Source organism: Paenibacillus crassostreae, from assembly GCF_001857945.1.
GTDB lineage: Bacteria > Bacillota > Bacilli > Paenibacillales > Paenibacillaceae > Paenibacillus_AQ > Paenibacillus_AQ crassostreae.
In genome coordinates this window covers 2,340,618-2,361,317 of the sequence record NZ_CP017770.1, presented here as the reverse complement: position 1 = coordinate 2,361,317, position 20,700 = coordinate 2,340,618, and the positions used below count along the sequence as shown (strand labels likewise).

20 protein-coding genes are annotated in these 20,700 nt (G+C 39.6%); 19 read left to right on the top strand and 1 reads right to left on the bottom strand.

Going from position 1 to position 20,700, the window contains the following annotated elements:
* Window positions 1–81 precede the first annotated feature (81 nt).
* The gene (locus LPB68_RS10965; RefSeq protein WP_068654720.1) at window positions 82–495 is read right to left on the bottom strand and encodes a VanZ family protein; all 414 of its coding nucleotides are present in this window, start codon (window positions 493–495) and stop codon (window positions 82–84) included.
* Between the two features lie 313 nt (window positions 496–808).
* Here LPB68_RS10965 and LPB68_RS10960 point away from each other — a divergent pair, with 313 nt between their 5' ends.
* The 19 genes from LPB68_RS10960 (at window position 809) to LPB68_RS10870 (ending at window position 20,684) form a co-directional block, all read left to right on the top strand.
* Window positions 809–1,564 carry a YveK family protein gene (locus LPB68_RS10960; RefSeq protein WP_068654718.1) on the top strand — a complete coding sequence of 252 codons (756 nt, stop codon included), beginning with the start codon at window positions 809–811 and terminating at the stop codon, window positions 1,562–1,564.
* Window positions 1,545–2,234 (top strand): CpsD/CapB family tyrosine-protein kinase, encoded by a 690-nt coding sequence (locus tag LPB68_RS10955; protein ID WP_068654716.1) that lies wholly within the window; start codon window positions 1,545–1,547, stop codon window positions 2,232–2,234. The genes LPB68_RS10960 and LPB68_RS10955 overlap by 20 nt, the downstream gene beginning before the upstream one ends.
* A gap of 255 nt (window positions 2,235–2,489) precedes the next feature.
* Window positions 2,490–3,380, top strand: coding sequence for a UTP--glucose-1-phosphate uridylyltransferase GalU (gene galU / locus LPB68_RS10950; protein ID WP_068654714.1), 891 nt, complete (start codon window positions 2,490–2,492; stop codon window positions 3,378–3,380).
* A gap of 25 nt (window positions 3,381–3,405) precedes the next feature.
* Window positions 3,406–4,329, top strand: coding sequence for a glycosyltransferase family 2 protein (locus LPB68_RS10945; RefSeq protein ID WP_068654712.1), 924 nt, complete (start codon window positions 3,406–3,408; stop codon window positions 4,327–4,329).
* Window positions 4,308–5,732, top strand: a complete 1,425-nt coding sequence (locus tag LPB68_RS10940) for an O-antigen ligase family protein (RefSeq protein WP_068654710.1) — start codon at window positions 4,308–4,310, stop codon at window positions 5,730–5,732. Before LPB68_RS10945 ends, LPB68_RS10940 begins: the two co-directional genes overlap by 22 nt.
* A gap of 1 nt (window position 5,733) precedes the next feature.
* Window positions 5,734–6,519, top strand: coding sequence for an SGNH/GDSL hydrolase family protein (locus LPB68_RS10935; protein ID WP_068654708.1), 786 nt, complete (start codon window positions 5,734–5,736; stop codon window positions 6,517–6,519).
* Complete coding sequence (locus tag LPB68_RS10930) at window positions 6,516–7,646, top strand: glycosyltransferase family 4 protein (RefSeq protein ID WP_068654705.1); 1,131 nt, start codon at window positions 6,516–6,518, stop codon at window positions 7,644–7,646. The genes LPB68_RS10935 and LPB68_RS10930 overlap by 4 nt, the downstream gene beginning before the upstream one ends.
* A gap of 28 nt (window positions 7,647–7,674) precedes the next feature.
* Window positions 7,675–9,018, top strand: a complete 1,344-nt coding sequence (locus LPB68_RS10925) for a lipopolysaccharide biosynthesis protein (RefSeq protein ID WP_068654703.1) — start codon at window positions 7,675–7,677, stop codon at window positions 9,016–9,018.
* Window positions 9,019–9,034: 16 nt separating this feature from the next.
* Window positions 9,035–10,180 carry a glycosyltransferase family 4 protein gene (locus LPB68_RS10920; protein WP_068654701.1) on the top strand — a complete coding sequence of 382 codons (1,146 nt, stop codon included), beginning with the start codon at window positions 9,035–9,037 and terminating at the stop codon, window positions 10,178–10,180.
* Window positions 10,181–10,227: 47 nt separating this feature from the next.
* The gene (locus tag LPB68_RS10915) at window positions 10,228–10,737 is read left to right on the top strand and encodes an acyltransferase (RefSeq protein WP_082865547.1); all 510 of its coding nucleotides are present in this window, start codon (window positions 10,228–10,230) and stop codon (window positions 10,735–10,737) included.
* A 68-nt stretch (window positions 10,738–10,805) separates the two neighbouring features.
* The gene (locus LPB68_RS10910) at window positions 10,806–11,858 is read left to right on the top strand and encodes a glycosyltransferase family 4 protein (RefSeq protein WP_068654699.1); all 1,053 of its coding nucleotides are present in this window, start codon (window positions 10,806–10,808) and stop codon (window positions 11,856–11,858) included.
* 27 nt (window positions 11,859–11,885) lie between these two features.
* The gene (locus LPB68_RS10905; protein WP_068654697.1) at window positions 11,886–13,073 is read left to right on the top strand and encodes a glycosyltransferase family 4 protein; all 1,188 of its coding nucleotides are present in this window, start codon (window positions 11,886–11,888) and stop codon (window positions 13,071–13,073) included.
* Window positions 13,070–14,266 carry a glycosyltransferase family 4 protein gene (locus LPB68_RS10900; RefSeq protein ID WP_068654695.1) on the top strand — a complete coding sequence of 399 codons (1,197 nt, stop codon included), beginning with the start codon at window positions 13,070–13,072 and terminating at the stop codon, window positions 14,264–14,266. Before LPB68_RS10905 ends, LPB68_RS10900 begins: the two co-directional genes overlap by 4 nt.
* A complete protein-coding gene (locus LPB68_RS10895; protein WP_232510133.1) occupies window positions 14,266–15,405 on the top strand; it encodes a glycosyltransferase in 1,140 nt (379 codons plus the stop codon). Before LPB68_RS10900 ends, LPB68_RS10895 begins: the two co-directional genes overlap by 1 nt.
* A 1-nt stretch (window position 15,406) precedes the next feature.
* On the top strand, window positions 15,407–16,783 hold the full coding sequence (locus LPB68_RS10890; protein WP_068654693.1) for a sugar phosphate nucleotidyltransferase: 1,377 nt from the start codon (window positions 15,407–15,409) through the stop codon (window positions 16,781–16,783).
* Complete coding sequence (locus LPB68_RS10885; protein ID WP_082865546.1) at window positions 16,750–17,985, top strand: nucleotidyltransferase domain-containing protein; 1,236 nt, start codon at window positions 16,750–16,752, stop codon at window positions 17,983–17,985. Before LPB68_RS10890 ends, LPB68_RS10885 begins: the two co-directional genes overlap by 34 nt.
* Window positions 17,986–18,079: 94 nt before the next feature.
* On the top strand, window positions 18,080–18,373 hold the full coding sequence (locus tag LPB68_RS10880; protein WP_068654691.1) for a lasso peptide biosynthesis PqqD family chaperone: 294 nt from the start codon (window positions 18,080–18,082) through the stop codon (window positions 18,371–18,373).
* Window positions 18,373–18,855, top strand: coding sequence for a lasso peptide biosynthesis B2 protein (locus LPB68_RS10875; RefSeq protein ID WP_068654689.1), 483 nt, complete (start codon window positions 18,373–18,375; stop codon window positions 18,853–18,855). The genes LPB68_RS10880 and LPB68_RS10875 overlap by 1 nt, the downstream gene beginning before the upstream one ends.
* 23 nt (window positions 18,856–18,878) lie before the next feature.
* Entirely contained in the window at window positions 18,879–20,684 is a 1,806-nt protein-coding gene (locus tag LPB68_RS10870) for an ABC transporter ATP-binding protein (RefSeq protein WP_068654687.1), read from the top strand.
* The last annotated feature ends 16 nt before the right edge of the window (window positions 20,685–20,700 follow it).

Genomic DNA, 20,700 nt, shown 5'->3' with positions numbered 1-20,700 from the left:
TTGATATCATATACCAAGTTATAAAATGTAGCAATAGGAAATTTTGTAATAATAAGCAGTCGAATTAAAATGGTGTATTATTTATGTTTTTGGTACGGCTTGAGTTTCACGAAACAGGACAAGACATAATAGATATGCAAAGAAAATACCGGCGGAATCGTTGACGATGTCATAGATCCGGCCTCCCCGGAGGAAGAATAGCTGAAGGATTTCGGTTAAAGCTGCATAGAAGATAGTGAAGAAGAAAGCAGATTTAGTTTTGCCAAAGTTTGATGCGAGTAGCGCGAGGATAAAGAAACCGACAAAATGTCCTATTTTTCGTTGAACCCAATCATGACTAGTCCATTGGAAATCAAGCCTAAGCAGCTCCGACCAATTGGGATTGGGATTAAATTGGAAATCAACAATTTGATATCTGATGAGTAGATGGAAGTTAACTGAACAAGTGAAGATAAACAAGACTAAAGCCCATAGAGCAGTAAGAATAATACGCATTTGACAACCCCTCTTTTGAAAGCGCTTCTATTATATATGTCATTTTGCAAATCGGATTTAGATAACAATTTTGATACAAAACGTATCTAATCAAGCTAGTATATAGTAGCACTAATGTTATTTCAAGATCCAAATTGAGTGTTTATTTGATGTGGTTGGTAAGCGTTATCAAAAAAACGAATAAAATATAGTATTGACATGATACAAATCGTATCGTAAAGTAGGGAATATAAATGATACATTTTGTATCAAAGGGTATAGGTTACTAATACATATATTCTACAAATTAAGCGGGTGAGGGGTTGCTAAGGGTATGGAACTCAAACAGTATTTTGGAATTGTTCTGAAGAAATGGTGGCTGATATTAGCCATTGTCGTCATCGCGATCGCAGCAACAGGTGTCAAAAGCTTTTACTTTACAACACCAATCTATTCGGCTAACGCCAAACTTATCGTTAATCAGTCAGCAATGGCGGGTGAAGGGGGAACCCTCAATACAGGTACTATACAAACGAGTATCATCCTTATTAATTCCTATAAAGAAATTATCAGATCATCGACCATTATGAATAAAGTTGTTGAGCAGTTCCCCGAGTTGGGCGTTACTTCTAATCAACTGTCCTCGATCATATCTGTCAGTTCAGCGAACAATTCGCAAGTTATGAATTTAGTCTATCAGGATACATCCTACGCCAAGGCTGCTGCTATCATCAATGCTGTCTCAACAGTATTTAAAGAGCAAATTCCTCACATTATGAATGTAGATAACATCACCATTCTAAGCGAGGCAGATACGACCGCATCTCCTGGTCCGATCAATTTTAATCCGATCATGAACATTTTGATCAGCCTTGTTGTTTCGCTTATGCTGGCGATTGGAATTGTCTTTCTTCTCGATTATCTAGACGATACGTTGAAGACAGAAGTTGAAATTGTTGGAATTCTAGACGTTTCCGTCCTTGCCGTTGTAGGGAAGATTACGAAGAGTGACTTGAAGACTTCCCGGAGGAAGGTAGCATTACAAAATCAAAAAGTAGGTGAGAGCAAATATGCGTCGATCAATCAATAATAGCGGCTTAATCGCTTCTGTGAATCCCGAATCGCCTATCTCGGAAGTATATCGGCTACTTCGAACCAACATCCATTATTCTTCTATAGATCAGGCATTGAAGACCATCATGGTCACTTCTTCCCAAGCAGGAGAAGGTAAAACCACAACGATAAGCAACTTGGCTATTACCTATGCACAAGAAGGTAGGAATGTGCTACTGATTGATATGGATATGCGTAAGCCATCTCTGCATCGTATTTTCTCCCAACCCAATCATCACGGCTTAAGCACAGTATTAACAGGACAGACAAGTGTACAAGACGCGATTCATGAAACCATGATCAATCAGTTATCGCTACTTCCATCTGGACCGGTACCGGTTAATCCGTCCGATCTCATTGACTCTATAGCAATGCGGGAAATGCTGGATCAACTGATTCATCAATATGACATTATTCTCATGGACACTCCACCGGTATTGGCTGTTACGGACAGCGTCATTGCCAGCACATTGTGCGATGGCGTTATTATGGTGGTTGCTGCAGGCAAGGTGAAGAAAGTTCATTTGAAGAAAGCCAAAGAACAGTTGGATCATGTCAACGCTCGAATGTTGGGTGTTGTACTTAACCGGATCAATCGAGATGACCAACCGGACTTTTATATGAATTATTACGGAATGAAAGGCTAATTAACTAGCGAAGTATTCAGGTAAGTAAAGGTAATGTCTACTGCACCTCTATCACTGTAGGCACTCGTTCACGCTGTGGGTCTTAAGGACCTTAGACATCATTGTCGAGAGTGTGATGTGAGGATGGGTTAAATGCCCTCATTAGAAAATGTAGCTATGCAATCTTCTGGAACGAAGAGTGTATAGCTAGGCTTTTCTACTACTAAGAAATTCATATAGATCAAAATAATTAATAGAGATGGTGGTGGTTGAAGGATGAAAAGAGTAACAAAGGCAATTATTCCTGCAGCGGGTCTTGGGACACGCTTCTTACCTGCAACGAAAGCGATGCCGAAGGAAATGCTCCCGATTGTCGATAAGCCCACCATTCAATACATCGTGGAAGAAGCGGTGGCATCCGGTATTGAAGACATTATTATTGTGACCGGTAAAGGCAAACGCGCCATTGAAGACCACTTCGACCATGCAATCGAATTGGAGAATAATTTGTTCAATAAGGGCAAGTTCAATCTGCTTGAAGAAGTTCGTCGTTCCTCTAATGTAGAAATCCATTACATACGTCAAAAGGAAGCAAAGGGTCTTGGCCATGCCGTATGGTGCGCCCGAAACTTTATCGGTAACGAACCGTTCGCCGTGTTGCTCGGGGATGATATCGTCCAATCCCAGACTCCTTGTATCAAGCAGCTAGCGGAGCAATTCGAACAAGTACAGAAATCTGTGATTGGCGTTCAAAGCGTTCCCTATGACCAAACGAAACGCTATGGCATAGTAGCTCCACTAGAGAGGTTCGGTCGTTTACATCAGGTAGATTATTTGATAGAGAAACCTCCACTGGGTCAAGCGCCGTCTAACCTGGCAATCATGGGCAGATACATATTAACTCCCGAAATATTCGCAATTCTGGAACATCAAGAAACAGGAGCCGGTGGAGAAATACAGTTGACGGATGCTATACAACAGCTGAATGAGAGTCAAGGCGTGTATGCATACGACTTCGAAGGCACTCGCTATGATGTAGGCGAGAAGCTGGGATTCATTATGACTACGCTCAGCTTTGCGCTGCAGAATGAAGAGTTATGTAAACCGCTGTTGCAAGGATTGGAAACGATTCTTGAACGAGAGCGTCTTGTCAGAATGAGTCGCTAATATAAATTCAGTTAGAGGGATCAATATGAAAATTAGTGTCATTGTACCGTCATATCAAAGAGTGGATGCTTTACTGAATTGTTTGGAAGGAATACAGAAACAAACGAGATACCCTGATGAAATCATCGTAGTAGTAAGAAATACAGATGACAGTACATTACAATACTTATCATCTATTCACATGGAAAACTTAAAAATTGCTCTCATTGAACAGTCAGGTGTGATAGCTGCATTGAACTTAGGGATCAAGGAAAGCATAGGATCTATTGTAGTATTAACCGATGATGATACAGTTTCCCATTCGAATTGGCTTGAAAAGATAGAGAATTATTATGTAACGAATCCTGATATAGGCGGAGTTGGAGGTAGAGATATCGTACACTTTCGTGGCAAACCGGTTGAAGCTATAAAACAACAGGTCGGTATTATAAAGCCATATGGTCGGATCATAGGGAATCATCATATTGGACTGGGAAGCACTCGTGAAGTGGATATTCTTAAGGGTGCCAATATGAGTTTTAGGAAAGATGCAATTCGAGGTATGGAATTTGATGAGAAATTAAAGGGTACTGGTGCTCAAATATATAACGAAATGGAGTTCAGTCTATCCGTTAAACAGAAAGGCTGGAAACTTATTTATGATCCCAAAGTATGTGTGGACCACTATCCAGCTGAGAGATTTGATGAGGATCAAAGAAACAGCTTCAATGAGATAGCTTTTTTCAATATGGCACATAATGAGACTTACACTTTACTTAAACATTCCAATTGGAAAAGAAGATTGCTATATATCGGATGGGTTATTCTCATTGGAAGCAAATCTTCACCTGGAGTTGTTCAATTTATGAGGATGTTGCCTAAAGAGAAATATAATAGTTTTAAAAAGATATTGATTTCATATAAAGGTAGATGGGGTGGTTGGAAAACGTGGAGAGGATCTTTAGAATAGGTGCTTTAAAGCCTGGCATTAGAATGTTACTATACGGATTAATGAAACTTGCGGGAATAGTCGTTCTTGGGTCAGTTGTTGGAGTTGCTGGTTCAATAGATTCACTCCATATGAAGCTTCTAGAATTTACAATCCTACTCGTGAGTATGATTATTTCATTACACATCTATGCCTATAGATCGGACTTGTTACTTCCATATAGTTTACTGATCTGGGTAGTGAGTCCAGAAATAAGGCGCTTAATGGATTGGTCGTTTCAGTCATACAGTGATACATCTATCATTTCACTTATGCCCTATTGTGTAGGGTTGATCCTACTAATACCAATTGTTAAAAACATCAAGCAAGTTGATCGTAGAATTAGCTTGATATCTAAAATTATGGGAGTAGCTTTGATTTATGGATTTTTCCTCGGATTTCTAAGTTTTGGACTATCGTCAGTATTTGATTTGTTAAATAATATTGTTCCGTTTCTTGTCTTAATTTATGTGAATGTAAGCAATTTCGATAGTGATGTCCGTGATAAATGGCTAAGAAGTTTCTCTTATCTTGGCGTAATCGTTGCTACCTATGGAATATATCAATATATGGTTCTTCCCCCATGGGATGAATTTTGGATGATTAGATCTAAGATGGGTTCCATTGGGCTACCTGAGCCTCAGAACTTTCGAGTTTTCTCTATCTTGAATTCACCTGGACCAGCAGGTGTATTTCTTGGATTAGCATTGGCGATCATGACTGTTCAGAAAAAATGGAGAGTATTTGGAATCATTGGAATCATGATTGTAGCATTTGGATTGCTTCTTACTTTGGTTCGTGTGGGATGGATTGCTTGTTTGGTTATGATCCTTGCCTACTTTATTAGAGCACATTTGAAAAATAAAATAAAACTGCTTGGTTTGGTTATGATCTTTGCTGTGGCTTATGTATTTGTCCTTCCTCTATTACCAGGGGCTAATAATGTTGTTTCTAGAATTGAGACATTCGGGTCATTAGAAGAAGATCATTCATTTAATGAAAGATTGAATTTTTCAAGCAATATTTTATCACAAGTAGTGGGTAACCCTATAGGAATGGGTCTGGGAAGTTCAGGGCTAGGTGCGAAGTTAACACAAAATTCAGATACACTAGTATCATTTGACAACGGTTATTTAAACATATTTTATACATTCGGACTTCCATTGGGAATAGCTATAATAGCAACATTGATTTACCTCCTTTTTGACCTTTTCAAGGTAAGTAAAAGAGAGAAAGTCTATTCTCCTATTTCATTGGCCGCAATTAGTGCTGTTTTATTTCTTTTATCTGCAAGTAATGTTTTGAGTGGATTAACTGGGTTTATTCTTTTCTTTATTATTTCACTCGCTTATATACCAAAGTCCTCAAATCAAGAGGTGACGTAGAATGTTGATCGTTTGTTTAGGTGATTCAATTACAGCAGGATTAGGCGTGAATAGATCTAGAACAAGTTATACGGATGTATTAATGAAACAACTGAATTCTTCTGATTCTCAATCCGTTCAGATTATTAATTATGGGGCTAGTGCAATGCAGGTTAATGAATCAAGAGAGAGATATGAGGAACAAATTCTAGAATTACAGCCTGACATTATCGTTTTTGCGCATGGGAATACAGAAGCCGTCGTAAGAGAACAAAGAAAGTACCTAAAATTTATGCCTAAAAGATGGAGAAAACCTGGTTGGATGGACCCAAGGCCCTATTATTCGAGCCGGAAGACTAGAAAATGGTTGGAAAAGATAGAGTCAGGGCTCCGATGGAGAGTAAAGGTTACGCTTATTAAGGTATTTGGTGGGAAGCAGTGGATGAGTTTAACAGAATTCAATAGACAAACAACTAATTTTACTAGAACAATCCTTAATCATAATACAAAAACAAATATTATATTTCTAACTCCAGGGGATATCGAAGAAAAATACTTCCCGGGATCTCCGGAATCGATGAGGAGATATAGAGAGGTATTACAAGATATATATGAGCTGAATAAATCTAGCGACAGAATATTTATGAGTAACCCATCACAGTATTTGAATACATGGAACGATTATTTTATGGATCGCTTTCACCCTAATGAAAGTGGTCATAACAAAATTGCTGAGGCACTCATGGACATAATTATTGAGCATTCTCTCTTGAATAATAACAGAGTAATGAAAGAGGTAAGCCTATGAAGATCTGTTTCGTTACACACAAGGTGAAGAAAGGAGACGGACAAGGAAGAGTGAATTATGAAGTCATCGAAGAAGCTTTAAAACAAGGACATGAAATCATAGTTATATCTTCAGAGCTATCCGAAGAACTTCGGAATGAAAGCCAAATAGAATGGATTAAAATGAATGTAAGCAAAATTCCTACAATTTTATTGCAGTATCAATTATTTGCGTTGTTCTCCGCTATCTGGATATGGACTCATCAGAAAAAAATGGATCTCATTGTGGTCAATGGGTTTATTACCTATGCTCGATCTGACATTAATTGTATTCATTTTGTCCATAGTGCATGGGTTAAGTCAAAGTATCATCCGTATCGTGATCATAAAAACGTCAAAAGCCTTTATCAGTTATTTTACAATAGCTTGAATGCTTATTTAGAGAGATATGCACTGAAACATACGAAACAAATCATTGCAGTGTCGGAACAAGTTAAACAGGAATTAGTACAGGTTGCAAAAATACATGCTCAATATATTGTGGTAATTTCAAATGGTGTTGATTTGAATGAGTTTTATCCACGATCTGTTAATCGGGCGGATTTTGATCTAGACACCAATACTACGTATGGTTTGTTTGCTGGAGACTTGAAATCTAATAGAAAGAACTTGGATACAGTACTTCATGCAATGGCTAAGGTGGAGAATATAAACCTATTAGTGCTTGGTTATACTGAAAAAAGTAATTATCCCAGTATGGCTAAATATCTAGGAATAAGTGATCGAGTTCACTTTTTAGGGTACAGGAAAGATGTAGCCGAAATTATGTCCCTTGCTGATTTGTTTATTTTCCCCTCAAAATATGAGCCGTTTTCGCTTGTAATCTTAGAGGCAATGGCTTCAGGATTGCCGGTTATAACAAGTAGTAGATGCGGTGCTGTTGAACTTTTGTCCGATAATTCTGCCGTTGTTATTGAGGATCCAGAGGATACAACAACGTTAATCAACGTGCTTACGGAACTTGCTTCAAATAAAGAAAGATTAAAGATGATGGCTTTGAGAGCAAGGGAAGATGCTCAAAAGAATTCATGGCAAAATATGTCGTATAAATATTTGCAAATAATCAATTACACTTCAAAGAAATTCTAGTAAAGCAGGTCTGAAGGGATAAAAACATATGGCTATTGTGAATTTGATCAAACAAAGAAGAAGTTTGGGTAGTTTAGGAAATGTTTTGCAAATTTTCGCTTCTAATGTATTTATTCTTGGATTAAATGTAATAACAGGTATTATCATAGCAAGATATTTAGGGCCAGAGGGGCGTGGGGAACAAGCAGCGATGATTATGTGGCCAACATTTCTGGCTTATTCGTTGACTTTAGGCATTCCAGCCTCATTAGTTTATTATATGAAAAAAAAAGATGAAAATCAGGGTTCACTCTATATCACATCATTGTATATGAGTTTAATTCTCGGTTGTGTTGCGATAGCGGTTGGCTTTGTCATTATTCCATTTTGGATGAGAGAGTATTCTAAGGGAGTTATTGAATTTGCAACTTGGGCTTTAATCATGGCGCCAATTGCAATGCTTGGGACGATCAACGTGGCTGCTCTTCAATCTAGAGAAGAATATCATCGATATAACTTCATTAGATATTTTCCTGTATTTAGCACTCTAGTCCTTCTTTTAGGTCTTGTCGTTACAGATCACGTCACACCGTTTTATACATCGGTGGCATATCTTTTTCCTGCCATCCCAGTTGCGATATGGGTAACAATAAAAATGATTTCAAATTATAAGATTAAGCAGAAAAATAAGATTGAATCCGGGAAAAAGCTGTTAAGCTATGGAATCAGATCATATGGTACAGATGTTGCCGGGACATTTTCAGGATATATTGATCAGATTTTAGTAGTAGGATTGTTGTCTCCGAGCAGTTTGGGTCTATATGTGGTTTCCCTTAATCTTTCTAAAATGTTAAATACGATTCAATATGCAATTTCCTCTGTATTGTTTCCAAAAGCATCGGGGCTTACACAAGTGGATGCTATTAATCTAACTTTTAGAGTATTTAGAATTAGTATCGTAATAACAATGATATTAGGTATTGGGATTTTTATTGTAGCTCCGTATCTTTTAATACTCCTTTATGGTGAGACCTTTGTTGAAGCAATAGCAGTGTTTAGAATATTAATTTTTCAAACAGCGATATATAGTACCTCATGGATACTCTCACAAGGATTTATGTCTATTGGGAAACCAGGATCTGTAACGATTCTTCGAATAATATCACTTGGATTAAACGTAATATTGTTAAATATATTCATTCCTCTCTTAGGTATAGAAGGTGCAGCTATATCGTTGCTAATCACATCGATGATTGAAATAATTGGGATTTTCCTTATCTATACCATAAGATATAAAGTTAAATTGGGAAATTGGATTGTTTCAAAGAAGGATATCTTATGGGTGACTCAACGTATCCGTAATCAAAAAAATCATAGTAGAGAATCTATGTAGAAAGGAAAAACAGTAAATGAACATACTTTTATCCATTCATCATAATTTGAACAAAAATGAAGGAGCCCCAGGAGTAACCTATCAACTTTATCAGGAGTATGAAAAATTAGGGCATCATGCTTCCATTTATTCCTTCGATAGTATTCCATCCTATGTACCAAATAAACTAAAATCATTTTTATTTCCATTATTCTTTTTTTTGTATGTAAAAATAAATGCAAGGAAACAAAACATTGACGTTATTGATGCTTCAAGTGGAGATGCGTGGATCTTAAGCCTGTTTAGAAACCGCAAAAAAAAGTCTGAGACTCTACTCATATCAAGAAGTCATGGGCTAGAACATACTGTCCATGACAGCCTCCTAGATCAACAACATATAGGGAACGTTAAACTTTCATGGAAGTATCCTATATATCATGGGGGTATCAGATTGTGGGAAGTAGCAACTTCGTTCCGAAAAGCTGACGGTTGTTTGTTTTTAAATGATTATGACTTAATTTATTCTATTGAGAAGTTGAAAATCAATAGGCAGTATTCTCGGACAATCAGTAATGGGCTTCCTGATTATTTTATTGATTTACCAGTTAATATCTTATCTATTGAAAAAAAGGATAAAGTACATATTGTACAAATAGGAAGTTATATATCTAGGAAGGGTATTTTCTATACTGCAAAAGCAATGAATTCAATATTAAAAAAATATCCTAATGTCGAGCTGTCATTTATCGGTACGGGTTGTATGGCTGAAAAGGTACTTGAGGACTATGATCCTGCGGTACATAATCAGATACAAGTTATTAGTAAATATGAACATCAAGAATTGCCAATCCTCCTACAGGGTAAACACATTTTGTTGTTCCCATCATTGGCAGAAGGCTTTGGATTAGTACTAATTGAAGCAATGGCGTGTGGTTTAGCACCTCTTGCAACAGCTACTCAAGGGCCTTTAATGATACTAAAAGATGGTTACGACTCAAAAATAATACCTCCGGCAGATTACGAGTCAATTGAGAATGTTTTAAATTATTTGTTCTCCAATACGAACATGCTTGATCAGTTAAGACACAATGCTTACGAAACCGCACAGCAATATAAATGGTCGGAGATAGCGAAAGACACCATTCATTTTTATGAGAAAATTAGTAAGAAGGAAATTGGTTAATATTATAACCACTGTGTTACTTTATCAGTAACAATAGGGGGAATGTTATGTTTTCAAAATTAATAAAATGTTTATTTAGCATTCGATTTTGGTCATACGTTGTAAAGATGCTATTAAACCTATACGATCGAAGTTTTGGTTCTATTCCAAAACTTGGAGCTTATAATGATGCCGTCATAGATGTTACTACATCATTTCGTAATCCTAATAATATCTATCTCAATACTAAAGTAACAATTGGTGAAGAATGCCGTTTGTGGGCTTCAGAAAATGCGAAAATAATTATTGGTAAATCGGCGATTTTAGGTCCAAACGTATTTATAACTAGTATGAACCATGGAATAGAAAAGAATACCGTTATTCGTGATCAAAACTTTATCGAAAGAGATGTAATTATTAATGAAGATTGTTGGATTGGATCCCAAAGTATAATTCTCCCCGGTGTAACACTAGGAAAAGGAACAGTTGTGGCAGCTGGAGCGGTAGTTACTAAGAGTACGGAACCTTATTCTATTGTTGCCGGAGTTCCAGCAAAGGTTATTTCATATAGACTATAAGCTAAGTTGCAAATATTGAAGTACTCAAATAAATGAATTGAAAGTGAAAACCAAAATGAGGTGAGAGCATGAATATTCTTCATATAGCCAATCATGTTAAACAGTCTGGTAACGGAATTGTTAATGTTATGATCGATTTAGCCTGCGAGCAGGCTAGATTGGGTCATAATGTAGCGGTTGCATCTGAGGGTGGGGAGTATATAGAACTGTTGCGAAAGAATAATGTTCAACATTATAAACTTGATCAGACGAGAAAGCCAGCACAAATGATGCAGGCTTTTTTTGTTTTTCGAAAAATAGTCAAAGTATTTAAGCCAGATATTATCCATGCACATATGATGACTGGAGCTTTGTACTCAAGATATTTGAAAGGGTTTCAGAAATATAAAATTGTAACGCATGTACATAATGAATTTCAGAAGAGTGCGGACTACATGAAGGTTGGAGATTCAGTCATAGCGGTAAGCCAAGCAGTGGCTAAATCGATGGCGAACCGGGGTGTAGAAGAGCAGAAATTACGTGTTGTTTTAAACGGAACAATAGGAAGCAAGCGAATAGAAGATACAGATGGTATCTCACTAAAGGGCCGTTCGATTGTTACTGTTGCTGGATTAAATGAGCGAAAGGGTATATCAGATTTAATCGAAGCGTTTGACATCGTTTCCGTCGAATGCCCAGATTCAGAGTTGTATATCGTTGGAGATGGACCGGACAGAGACGTATTTAAATTAAAAGCTGCCCAATCATTCAATCATCAAAGGATACATTTCGAGGGGTTCCAGGCCGACCCCCATAAATATATGAGTTCTGCAGAAGTATTTGTACTAGCCTCACATAAAGATCCATTTCCGTTAGTATTGGTTGAAGCTAGGGAAGCGGGTTGTGCCATAATCGCAACCGATGTAGACGGTATACCAGAAGCATTGAATTATGGGAATTCCGGCATGATTGTACCACCGAGATCTCCAGACAAGTTAGCAGAAGCAATTATTACAATGCTGTGTGATGAGGAACTTCGTGACAAATATAAAGTTTCTGCACAACAGGGATTGGATTTCTACAAAGTAGAACGGGTCGCTAAAGAGACGATAAAAATTTATGAAGAACTTCGGATCAGTTAAATTTCACTGAAGAAAAGAGAGATAATTATGAAGGTGCTTTCGACTGGAATGGGATGGATAGATATCCAGCATGGTGGATTAAATCGTTATTTCGCCGATTACACCAATGCAATGAAAGAACATGGACACTCTGAACTTGGGTTGATTGTGGCTCCAAAAGGAGTTGATCTCCCATCAGACAGGAATATTCAGAATGCAACCCATGAAGTAGAGGTTAATCATTTTATCCCTCGGATGAGATCGGTGCAACAGCATGCTAAAGAAGCTATAAGCAGCTTTCAACCGGACGTATTTAATCCTCATTTTGCTTTCTATACAACCATGGTTACAAGAAGCCAAATCCCCGCCCATATCCCCATAGTTACACATTTCCATGGACCATGGGCAATGGAATCTAGAGTAGAAGAAAAGACGAATGCAGGTGCAATCAAAGAAACAAAGTTTTGGATCAAGAAGCAAGTAGAACAAATGACTTACCGTCGTTCGGATAGCTTCATTGTTCTTAGTGAGTACTTTAGAGACGTATTGACCGACACATATGGAGTGGATGAGAGAAAAATACATATTATACCAGGAGCGGTGGACCATCATCGATTCCAACCTCATCACAATCGTGAGGAATTAAGGACACAACTAGGTATTTTCTCGGATCAACCTTTGCTCTTCTGCATAAGAAGACTAGTTCGGAGAATGGGAATTGATCGCTTAATTCATGCCATGGTTGATGTAGTCCAAACACATCCTAACGTCCAGCTGTTCATCGGAGGAGATGGACCGATGCGGGCAGAATATGAGGAACTCATAGGTCATCTTGGGCTTTCTTCTAATGTTAAGTTGCTCGGCAGAATATCCAATGAGGAACTCGTGCAGTATTATCAAGCAGCAGATCTCAGCTTAGTTCCAACCCTCACACTAGAGGGATTCGGTCTTATTACCGTAGAATCTCTTGCCTGTGGAACACCAGTGCTAGGGACTCCTTATGGGGGAACAAAGGAGATTTTACATCAAATATCGGATGATTTAATGTTTAAAGACGGAACTTCTGAATCGATAAGCAAGAAAATTATTGATGTCCTGAATAAGGATTCTTACCTTCCTTCCCGAGAAGAGTGCAGAGAACATGTACTGAGTCAGTATACATGGGGGAGGGTAGCGGAAGCTGTGACGGAGGTATTTACGGAAGAAATCAGTAAAAGAAAGGGGTTCAGAAGATGAGAATCGCCTTTTATAACCATACGAGTTCGATCAGTGGTGCGGAGATCAGTCTACTGTTGACTGCACAACATTTAACTCTAGCACATCCGATACTGTTTGCACCCGAAGGTGAATTGCTGGAGAGAGCGCGTAACCGAGGACTTGAAGTCGTGGCGCTGCCTAGCTTCCGAGCGAGAATGACCAAAAATCCGATTCTTCTAGTGATCTATGTTATGGGAATGTTGTGGGCAGGATGGAGGCTGGCTCTTCTAATGAAGAAAAATGATGTGGATCTCATCCATGCCAATTCTATAAGAGCAGGTATTATGGCAGGTTTATTCAGATGGTACCATCGACTGCCAGTTGTGTGGCATTTACGAGACATGCCTCCACAGGGATACATGGGCAAGATTGTTCGCAAGTTCGCAGGGTTTACGTCGCAGGCACTCATCGGTATTTCCGAATCTGTCATTCAGGGCATAGATCATCCTTCTGTAGCGGGGCGGTGCCATCTCGTACATAACGGTGTGGAACTAAGGAGTTTCAATCCCGAGGTAAGACAAGGCATTAGAGAAAGTACCCGTGTCGAATTAAGAACACCTCAAGATGCACGAGTGTTGGCTATTATAGGTCAGATTGCTCCATGGAAGAGACAAGAGGATGCTATTGAAGCATTCGCCACTCTTGTGGGTGAGGAACAAAACACGGTTCTATGGATTGTTGGAGAAGCTAAGTTCAGGTCAGAGAACGAACAATATCTCGACCAACTACATGAGAAGGTTAAGTTGTTACAACTTGAGGATAACGTCATATTCACAGGATTCAGAGAAGATGTATTGGAGATCTGCTGTTCAGCAGATCTCCTTTTATTATGTTCGGATAAAGAACCCTTTGGCCGAGTTATTATTGAAGCGATGTCACAAGGAACGCCTGTCGTTGGGACACGAGGGGGTGGCGTCCCTGAGATTATTCAACATGGTGTGAGTGGACTCATGTATGAGATTGGAAATGTCGAGCAACTCATACATTGCATCCGTCAAGTACTCGATGATGAGATCTTTTGGTCTAAGCTTAGTCGCAATGGACAGGAGCGGGTACAAGAGAGGTTCTCCATCACTCAGACTTCTCACAATGTCGAACTGATTTATCAGCAGCTATTGGTCAGACCTGGTCATGAATTGTTGGAACATCAACGTGCAAGGGAGATGATGTAATGCGTGATCTGAAAGTAGCCATTGTACATGATTACCTTAATCAAATGGGCGGTGCTGAACGAGTAGTAGCTGTATTCCACAAAATGTTCCCCGATGCGCCAATTTATACAACGATTGTGGATCGAAATAAACTTCTTCCCGAGTTACAGGACGCTGATATCAAGACGACTTGGATGCAGCGAATTCCAGGAATATTAAAAAAATTCAAAATGTTCTTCTGGTTGTACCCGTTCGCAGTACGTTCAATGAACGTGAAAGGCTACGACCTTATTCTTAGCTCCAGTAGTGCTTATGCCAAAGGAGTACGGAAGGGTAGGGGGAGTATCCATATTTGTTATTGCCATACACCTATGCGATTTGCATGGAATTATGAAGCGTATATGGAAAGCGTTCAAGTCCCGAATAACGTAAAAAAACTTGCAAAATGTTTTATCCGCCCTCTCCAAACATGGGATAGAAATAACTCGAAGCATGTGGATCGCCTGATTGCAAATTCAACCATCGTGAAAGAGCGGATCAAACAATGTTATGAAATGAATGCACCGATTATTTTCCCTCCAGTAGAGATTAGCCGGTTCAACGCAATAGAAGGGGAGCCAGAGGATTATTTTCTTGTTGTTTCCAGATTAGTATCGTACAAAAGAATAGATTTGGCCGTAGAGGCTTGTACTCAGTTGGGTCAACGTTTGCTCGTAGTTGGCGATGGTCCAGATCGGCAGAGACTTGAGCGGCTAGCTGGCGATACGGTCACTTTTCTAGGGCGGAGAAGTGATGAGGAGGTCGTCCGTTATATGCAGCATTGTAAAGCATTGATCTTTCCCGGTATTGAAGATTTCGGCATAACACCGCTTGAAGTTAATGCATGCGGCAGGCCGATTATTGCTTACTGTGTGGGTGGAGCCTTGGACACGGTTGTTGATGAACAGACGGGGTTATTTTTCGAAGAGCAATCCGTAAGCTCACTGATGGCGACAATCGATCAGTTCAATCAATATCAATGGAATTCAGAACGAATTCGGCAGCATGCTGAGAAATTCAGTGAGCATTTATTTATAGAACAGTTGCAGTCCAGCATTGAGAGTCTGTTAGGAACAAGAGAGATCAATACCAAGATCACGGAAGCGGAAGGGAGCTATTAATATGCATATCGTTTTATTATCGGGAGGTAGCGGAAACCGCTTATGGCCCTTATCCAATGAGACACGTTCCAAACAGTTTCTCAAATTATTGGATAACGGTTCTGGACAGCGTGAGTCCATGGTTCAGAGAGTATGGGGCCAGCTTGGTCAAATGGGTCTTCAGCAGTCTGCCATTGTGGCAACAGGGCGATCACAGGTAGAAATGCTTCAAAATCAGCTTGGACTTGAAGTAGAAATGGTCGTCGAGCCAGCACGTAGAGATACATTTCCGGCTATTGCATTGGCGGCTGGTTACCTGTACTCCGTTAAAGGTGCGAGTCCTAACGATGTTGTCATAGTGCTTCCAGTTGATCCGTTTGTAGAGGATCATTTCTTCGAGAAAGTGAAAGAATTAGAAACGCTAATGTTGCAAACCGAAGCTGATCTGGGATTGATGGGTGTCTTACCAGATCATCCTTCTTCCAAATTCGGCTACATCGTACCTCAATCCACATCGAAATTGGATAATGGGATGGAATTTTTACGGGTAAACCATTTCGTTGAGAAGCCTGAAGAACAACATGCTCTTCAACTGATGGAGCAATCTGCGCTTTGGAATTGTGGCGTGTTTGCTTTTCGCCTCGAGTATGTTATTAATCATCTCCTAGAGCAGTCTCTTCCCATTCAATATGATGAATTAATACATCAGTACAATCGTATGGAAAAGACAAGTTTCGATTATGCCGTGGTGGAAAAGGCAAAAAATATTGTTGTGATGCCGTATAAAGGCATATGGAAAGACTTAGGCACTTGGAATGTATTGACCGAAGAAATTCAATCCACAGTTATTGGAAAGGGCACTTTGACCGAGGATTCTCATAATACACATGTTATTAATGAGTTGGATATTCCGATAACGGTCATTGGATCTCCAAATTTAATCGTTGCGGCAAGTCCGGATGGGATTCTTGTATCTGAGAAGAATGCCAGCATTCGAATTAAAGAAGTGATGCAATTTGGTGATCAGCGCCCGATGTATGAAGAGCGCCGTTGGGGACGCTATCGTGTGTTAGACTACATTAAATATCCGAATGGAAATGAAGTATTGACCAAACGGATCTGCATTCTTCAAGGGAAGAATTTAAGCTATCAATATCATCTTTTGCGCAGTGAAGTATGGACGGTTATATCGGGACAAGGGGAAATGATATTGGATGGCACTGTTCGGATGATTGAAAAGGGAGATGTCATCGTCATATCTACGGAAGCGAAGCATAGCTTACGAGCGATTACCGATATCGAAATCATAGAGGTGCAGACAGGTAGTCAATTAGTTGAGGATGACATTGTGAGACTGGCCATGAATTGGGGAGAAATAACGGAGATTGTTATGATCTGAAAATTCAATTATCAGATAGTGAGGTAAATACATTGAAATTAGATGCCATTGAATTGGACCTAAGTGATGTGTCCAAAGAATTATTTTTTTTACTATTTATTTTACGTGAGGAAACGCTGGATGAGATGCTTGTTAAGCAATATACATCCGATCTGGATTGGAAATGGTTTGTGAAGCTTGTAATGCATCATCGTGTGTATCCTCTTGTTTATTTGAAATTGAAAGAACTTAACCCCACACTAATTCCGGCTAATGTCAGGGAATCTCTTCAGCAACAATATAATAACAACACCATGAAGATGCTACATCTAAGCAGAGAAATGAATCATATCTGCAAAGCATTTACCAACAATGGAATACGTACTATCTTGCTAAAAGGACCGGTTCTTGCAATACAACTCTATGGTAATCTGGCTCATAGAACATCCAAGGATATAGATATTCTAGTTCACGCAGATGATGTGGAGAAAACGGAGGACATACTGGTACAACTTGGCTATGTGTCGGAAGATGAGCATTTATTGGATAATTGGAAGAGGAAATCACATCATCTATCTTTCGAGCATCATGAGCATATGGCACAAGTTGAAATCCACTGGCGATTGAATCCTCATTTCAGCAAGTCCTTCTCATTTGATCAATTGTGGAAACGTAGAAATGATGTGATATTGTCTAATCAAACGTTTCACTATTTGGGAAATGAGGATCTTCTCTACTATCTTAGTGACCATGGTGCTAGACATGGTTGGTTCCGGTTACGTTGGTTAATGGATATTGAAAGGTTATTACCTACAATAAGTAGTGGAAATATGAATATTCATTTCAATCAATATGGAGGACAGCAATACGTAGGGCAGGCGTTGATCCTGTTATCGCAATTATTTTCAACGAAGATCTCTCGTGATTTAGAAGTATTAACAGTTAGCCCAAAATCTAACCGATTAGCAGTAATGGCCCTCTATTATATCAAAAGAATAGTTCAATTAAACCCGGTACCGGAGAAAAGTGTTGCTTGGCATTATCATCGCTACATTTTTTCATTAATGTCGGGGAAACAGAAATTAACTTACCTCTTAATCAAGCTTTCTCCTAGTTCTCGAGATGCGTTATTGTTACCCCTGCCTAAATCGCTCCATTTTCTCTATTTCCTACTCCGACCCTTTCTATGGTTCTGGCGGCGAATGAAACAACAATCTATATAATCGTTGTAGAATTACTTTCCCAAATTCCAATATAATGATACAATTTGTATCATAGAAATGATGTATCTTAATTCAATCAAGGAGGCTATTATTCATGAGCACTGAACTTATCGCAACGGATGATTTTATCGTACAATCGGAGGGTTTCCTGGTAAGTGATATGGATGGCGAGAAAGTGATGCTGAGCATCGAGAACGGCAAATATTATAATCTCGGTCAAATAGGCGGGCGGATCTGGGAGCTTCTATCTTCGCCTAACACGGTGACTGGGATGGTTGAGCAATTAGTGACCGAGTATGAGATTGAACCTAACGTATGCGAGCAGCAAGTATACACATTCCTACAGCAGCTTGCAGCCGAAGGCATCGTACAGGTGAGAAAACAATAATGAGCTTGTATAGAAAAGTACGCAGATTTAGTTCTTATCCTCTTGATGTAAAGTGGATGTTCGTAGAGGCGTATTTCTACTTGGCGTGGGGGAGGGTGCTTAAACTACTCCCCTTCTCCAAAGTAGCTCCTTCTTTAGGGAGTCACATGAAGGAAACTTCGTTTACGAGCTATACGGAACAGGACCTCTTACTGCTACGTAAAGTGTCGAGGGCTGTTCATACGATGAGCCGTGTCACGTGGTGGGAAAGCCAGTGTATGGTCAAGGCCATCGCAGCGATGAAGATGCTTGAGCGAAGAGGGATCCCGAGCACGATGTATCTGGGAAGTGGCCGAGATGAGAAGGGTCAGATGGTTGCGCATGCTTGGTTGCGTAGTGGTTCATATATTTTAACGGGCAAAGAAGGACATGAGAAATATACCGTAGTAGGGATTTTCGGGAATGATAAACAAGCTGAAGCTCTGACGACTATGAAGCGGTAATCCGCATAAGGGGTTATTCATTAATGAAAGATTTATTTTATTTTATTCGTAAAATGCATCATGTCGCAGGGTTCAGATTGTATATCAATATGTCCATGACGCTACTCATCAGTTTACTGGATGGTATAGGTATCTATTTGATCGTTCCCCTTCTCAGTATCATAGGCGTATTTGACATGAGTATGGATGGCGTGCCATTGATCTCTTCTTTATTAGATATAATTGAATCATGGTCATTTGAGTTGAATTTGCCGATTGTACTAGCCGTATATGTCGTTATCGTGGGGGGGGAGGCACTGCTCCAGCGAAGCCAGACCTTGTTGAATGCGAGGATTCTGCAAAACTTTATTCGTACGCTCCGGATCGAGACGTATCGTGGACTGATTCAAGCCAAATGGGAGTTCTTCCTGCGCAAGCGCAAGTCAGACTTTAATCATATTTTGACGAATGAACTTGGGCGAGTGAATTACGGTACCTCATTATTCTTGCAGATGATTACTTCCATCATTTTCACCATCATACAGATCGGTCTTGCCTTATGGCTCTCTCCTGTACTAACGATAGTTGTTATGATCAGTGGCGGACTAATAGCTCTTTATTCACGTAAATTCATTAAAAAGTCGAAGAATCTTGGTGAACAGACAACAGAATTGTCTAAGTATTATTTTGGAGGAATCAACGATCATTTCAATGGTATTAAGGATATTAAGAGCAATAGACTAGAGCAATCTCACATTGTCTGGTTCAAAAATCTATCCACAAAAATGGAGCATAACTTCATCCAATTGGGAAGGGTTAATTCCTTGTCTCAGCTTATTTATCGCCTATCCTCTGTTGTACTGATTGCCGGTTTCGTCTATCTGGCCCTTGAGGTGATCCATACACCAGTGGAACAATTAATTATTGTTGTTCTTATCTTCTCGCGGTTGTGGCCGAGGTTTATTAGCATTCAATCGAGTACCGAGCAACTTGTATCCAGTTTTCCAGCATTTCAGGCGATGCGCAATCTGCAAATGGAATATGAGACAGACAAGGAAATCGGAGAAATAGCCTCTATGCGTGAACCTGACCGATTGAAAATGCAGGAAGGAATAGAATGCCGAGATGTGAACTACCGATACGATTCCAATGAACCCGTATTCGCTTTAAGTGATATTAATATACATATTCCCGCCAACCGTATGACGGCAATCGTTGGCAAATCAGGTGCAGGCAAAAGTACGCTTATCGATATGTTGATGGGAATGATTCATCCGGAGAATGGTCAGGTGATGATTGATGGTGAGACTCTTAGAGATGAGCAACAGCTTCTATCTCTACGCAGTTCGATCGGATATGTGGCACAGGATCCCTTTCTCTTCAATGAGAGCATTCGCGATAATCTGAAGCTGGTTAATCCTAACGCTAATGATGCTGAACTGTGGGAAGCCTTGTCATTCTCGGCTTCCGAAGAATTTGTGCGCAAGCTTCCTCGAGGTCTGGATACGGTCATCGGTGATCGAGGAATCCGGTTGTCAGGAGGAGAGCGGCAGCGGATCGTACTAGCGAGAGCGATCTTGAAGCGTCCTGCTATTCTTGTGCTAGATGAAGCGACAAGCGCGTTGGACAGTGAGAACGAACAATTGATTCAAGGGGCGCTGGAACTTCTGAAAGGAAGCATGACCATTATCGTCATCGCCCATCGACTATCTACGATTCGCAATGCAGATCAGGTGATTGTCATGGAGCAGGGTGAAGTTATTCAGCAAGGGGGTTATCAGCAGCTATCACAGGAGACCAAAGGCACTTTTAGACAGTTGCTTAATTATCAAACGGGTACTGAGATGTAGGCATTCATGAGGCAGT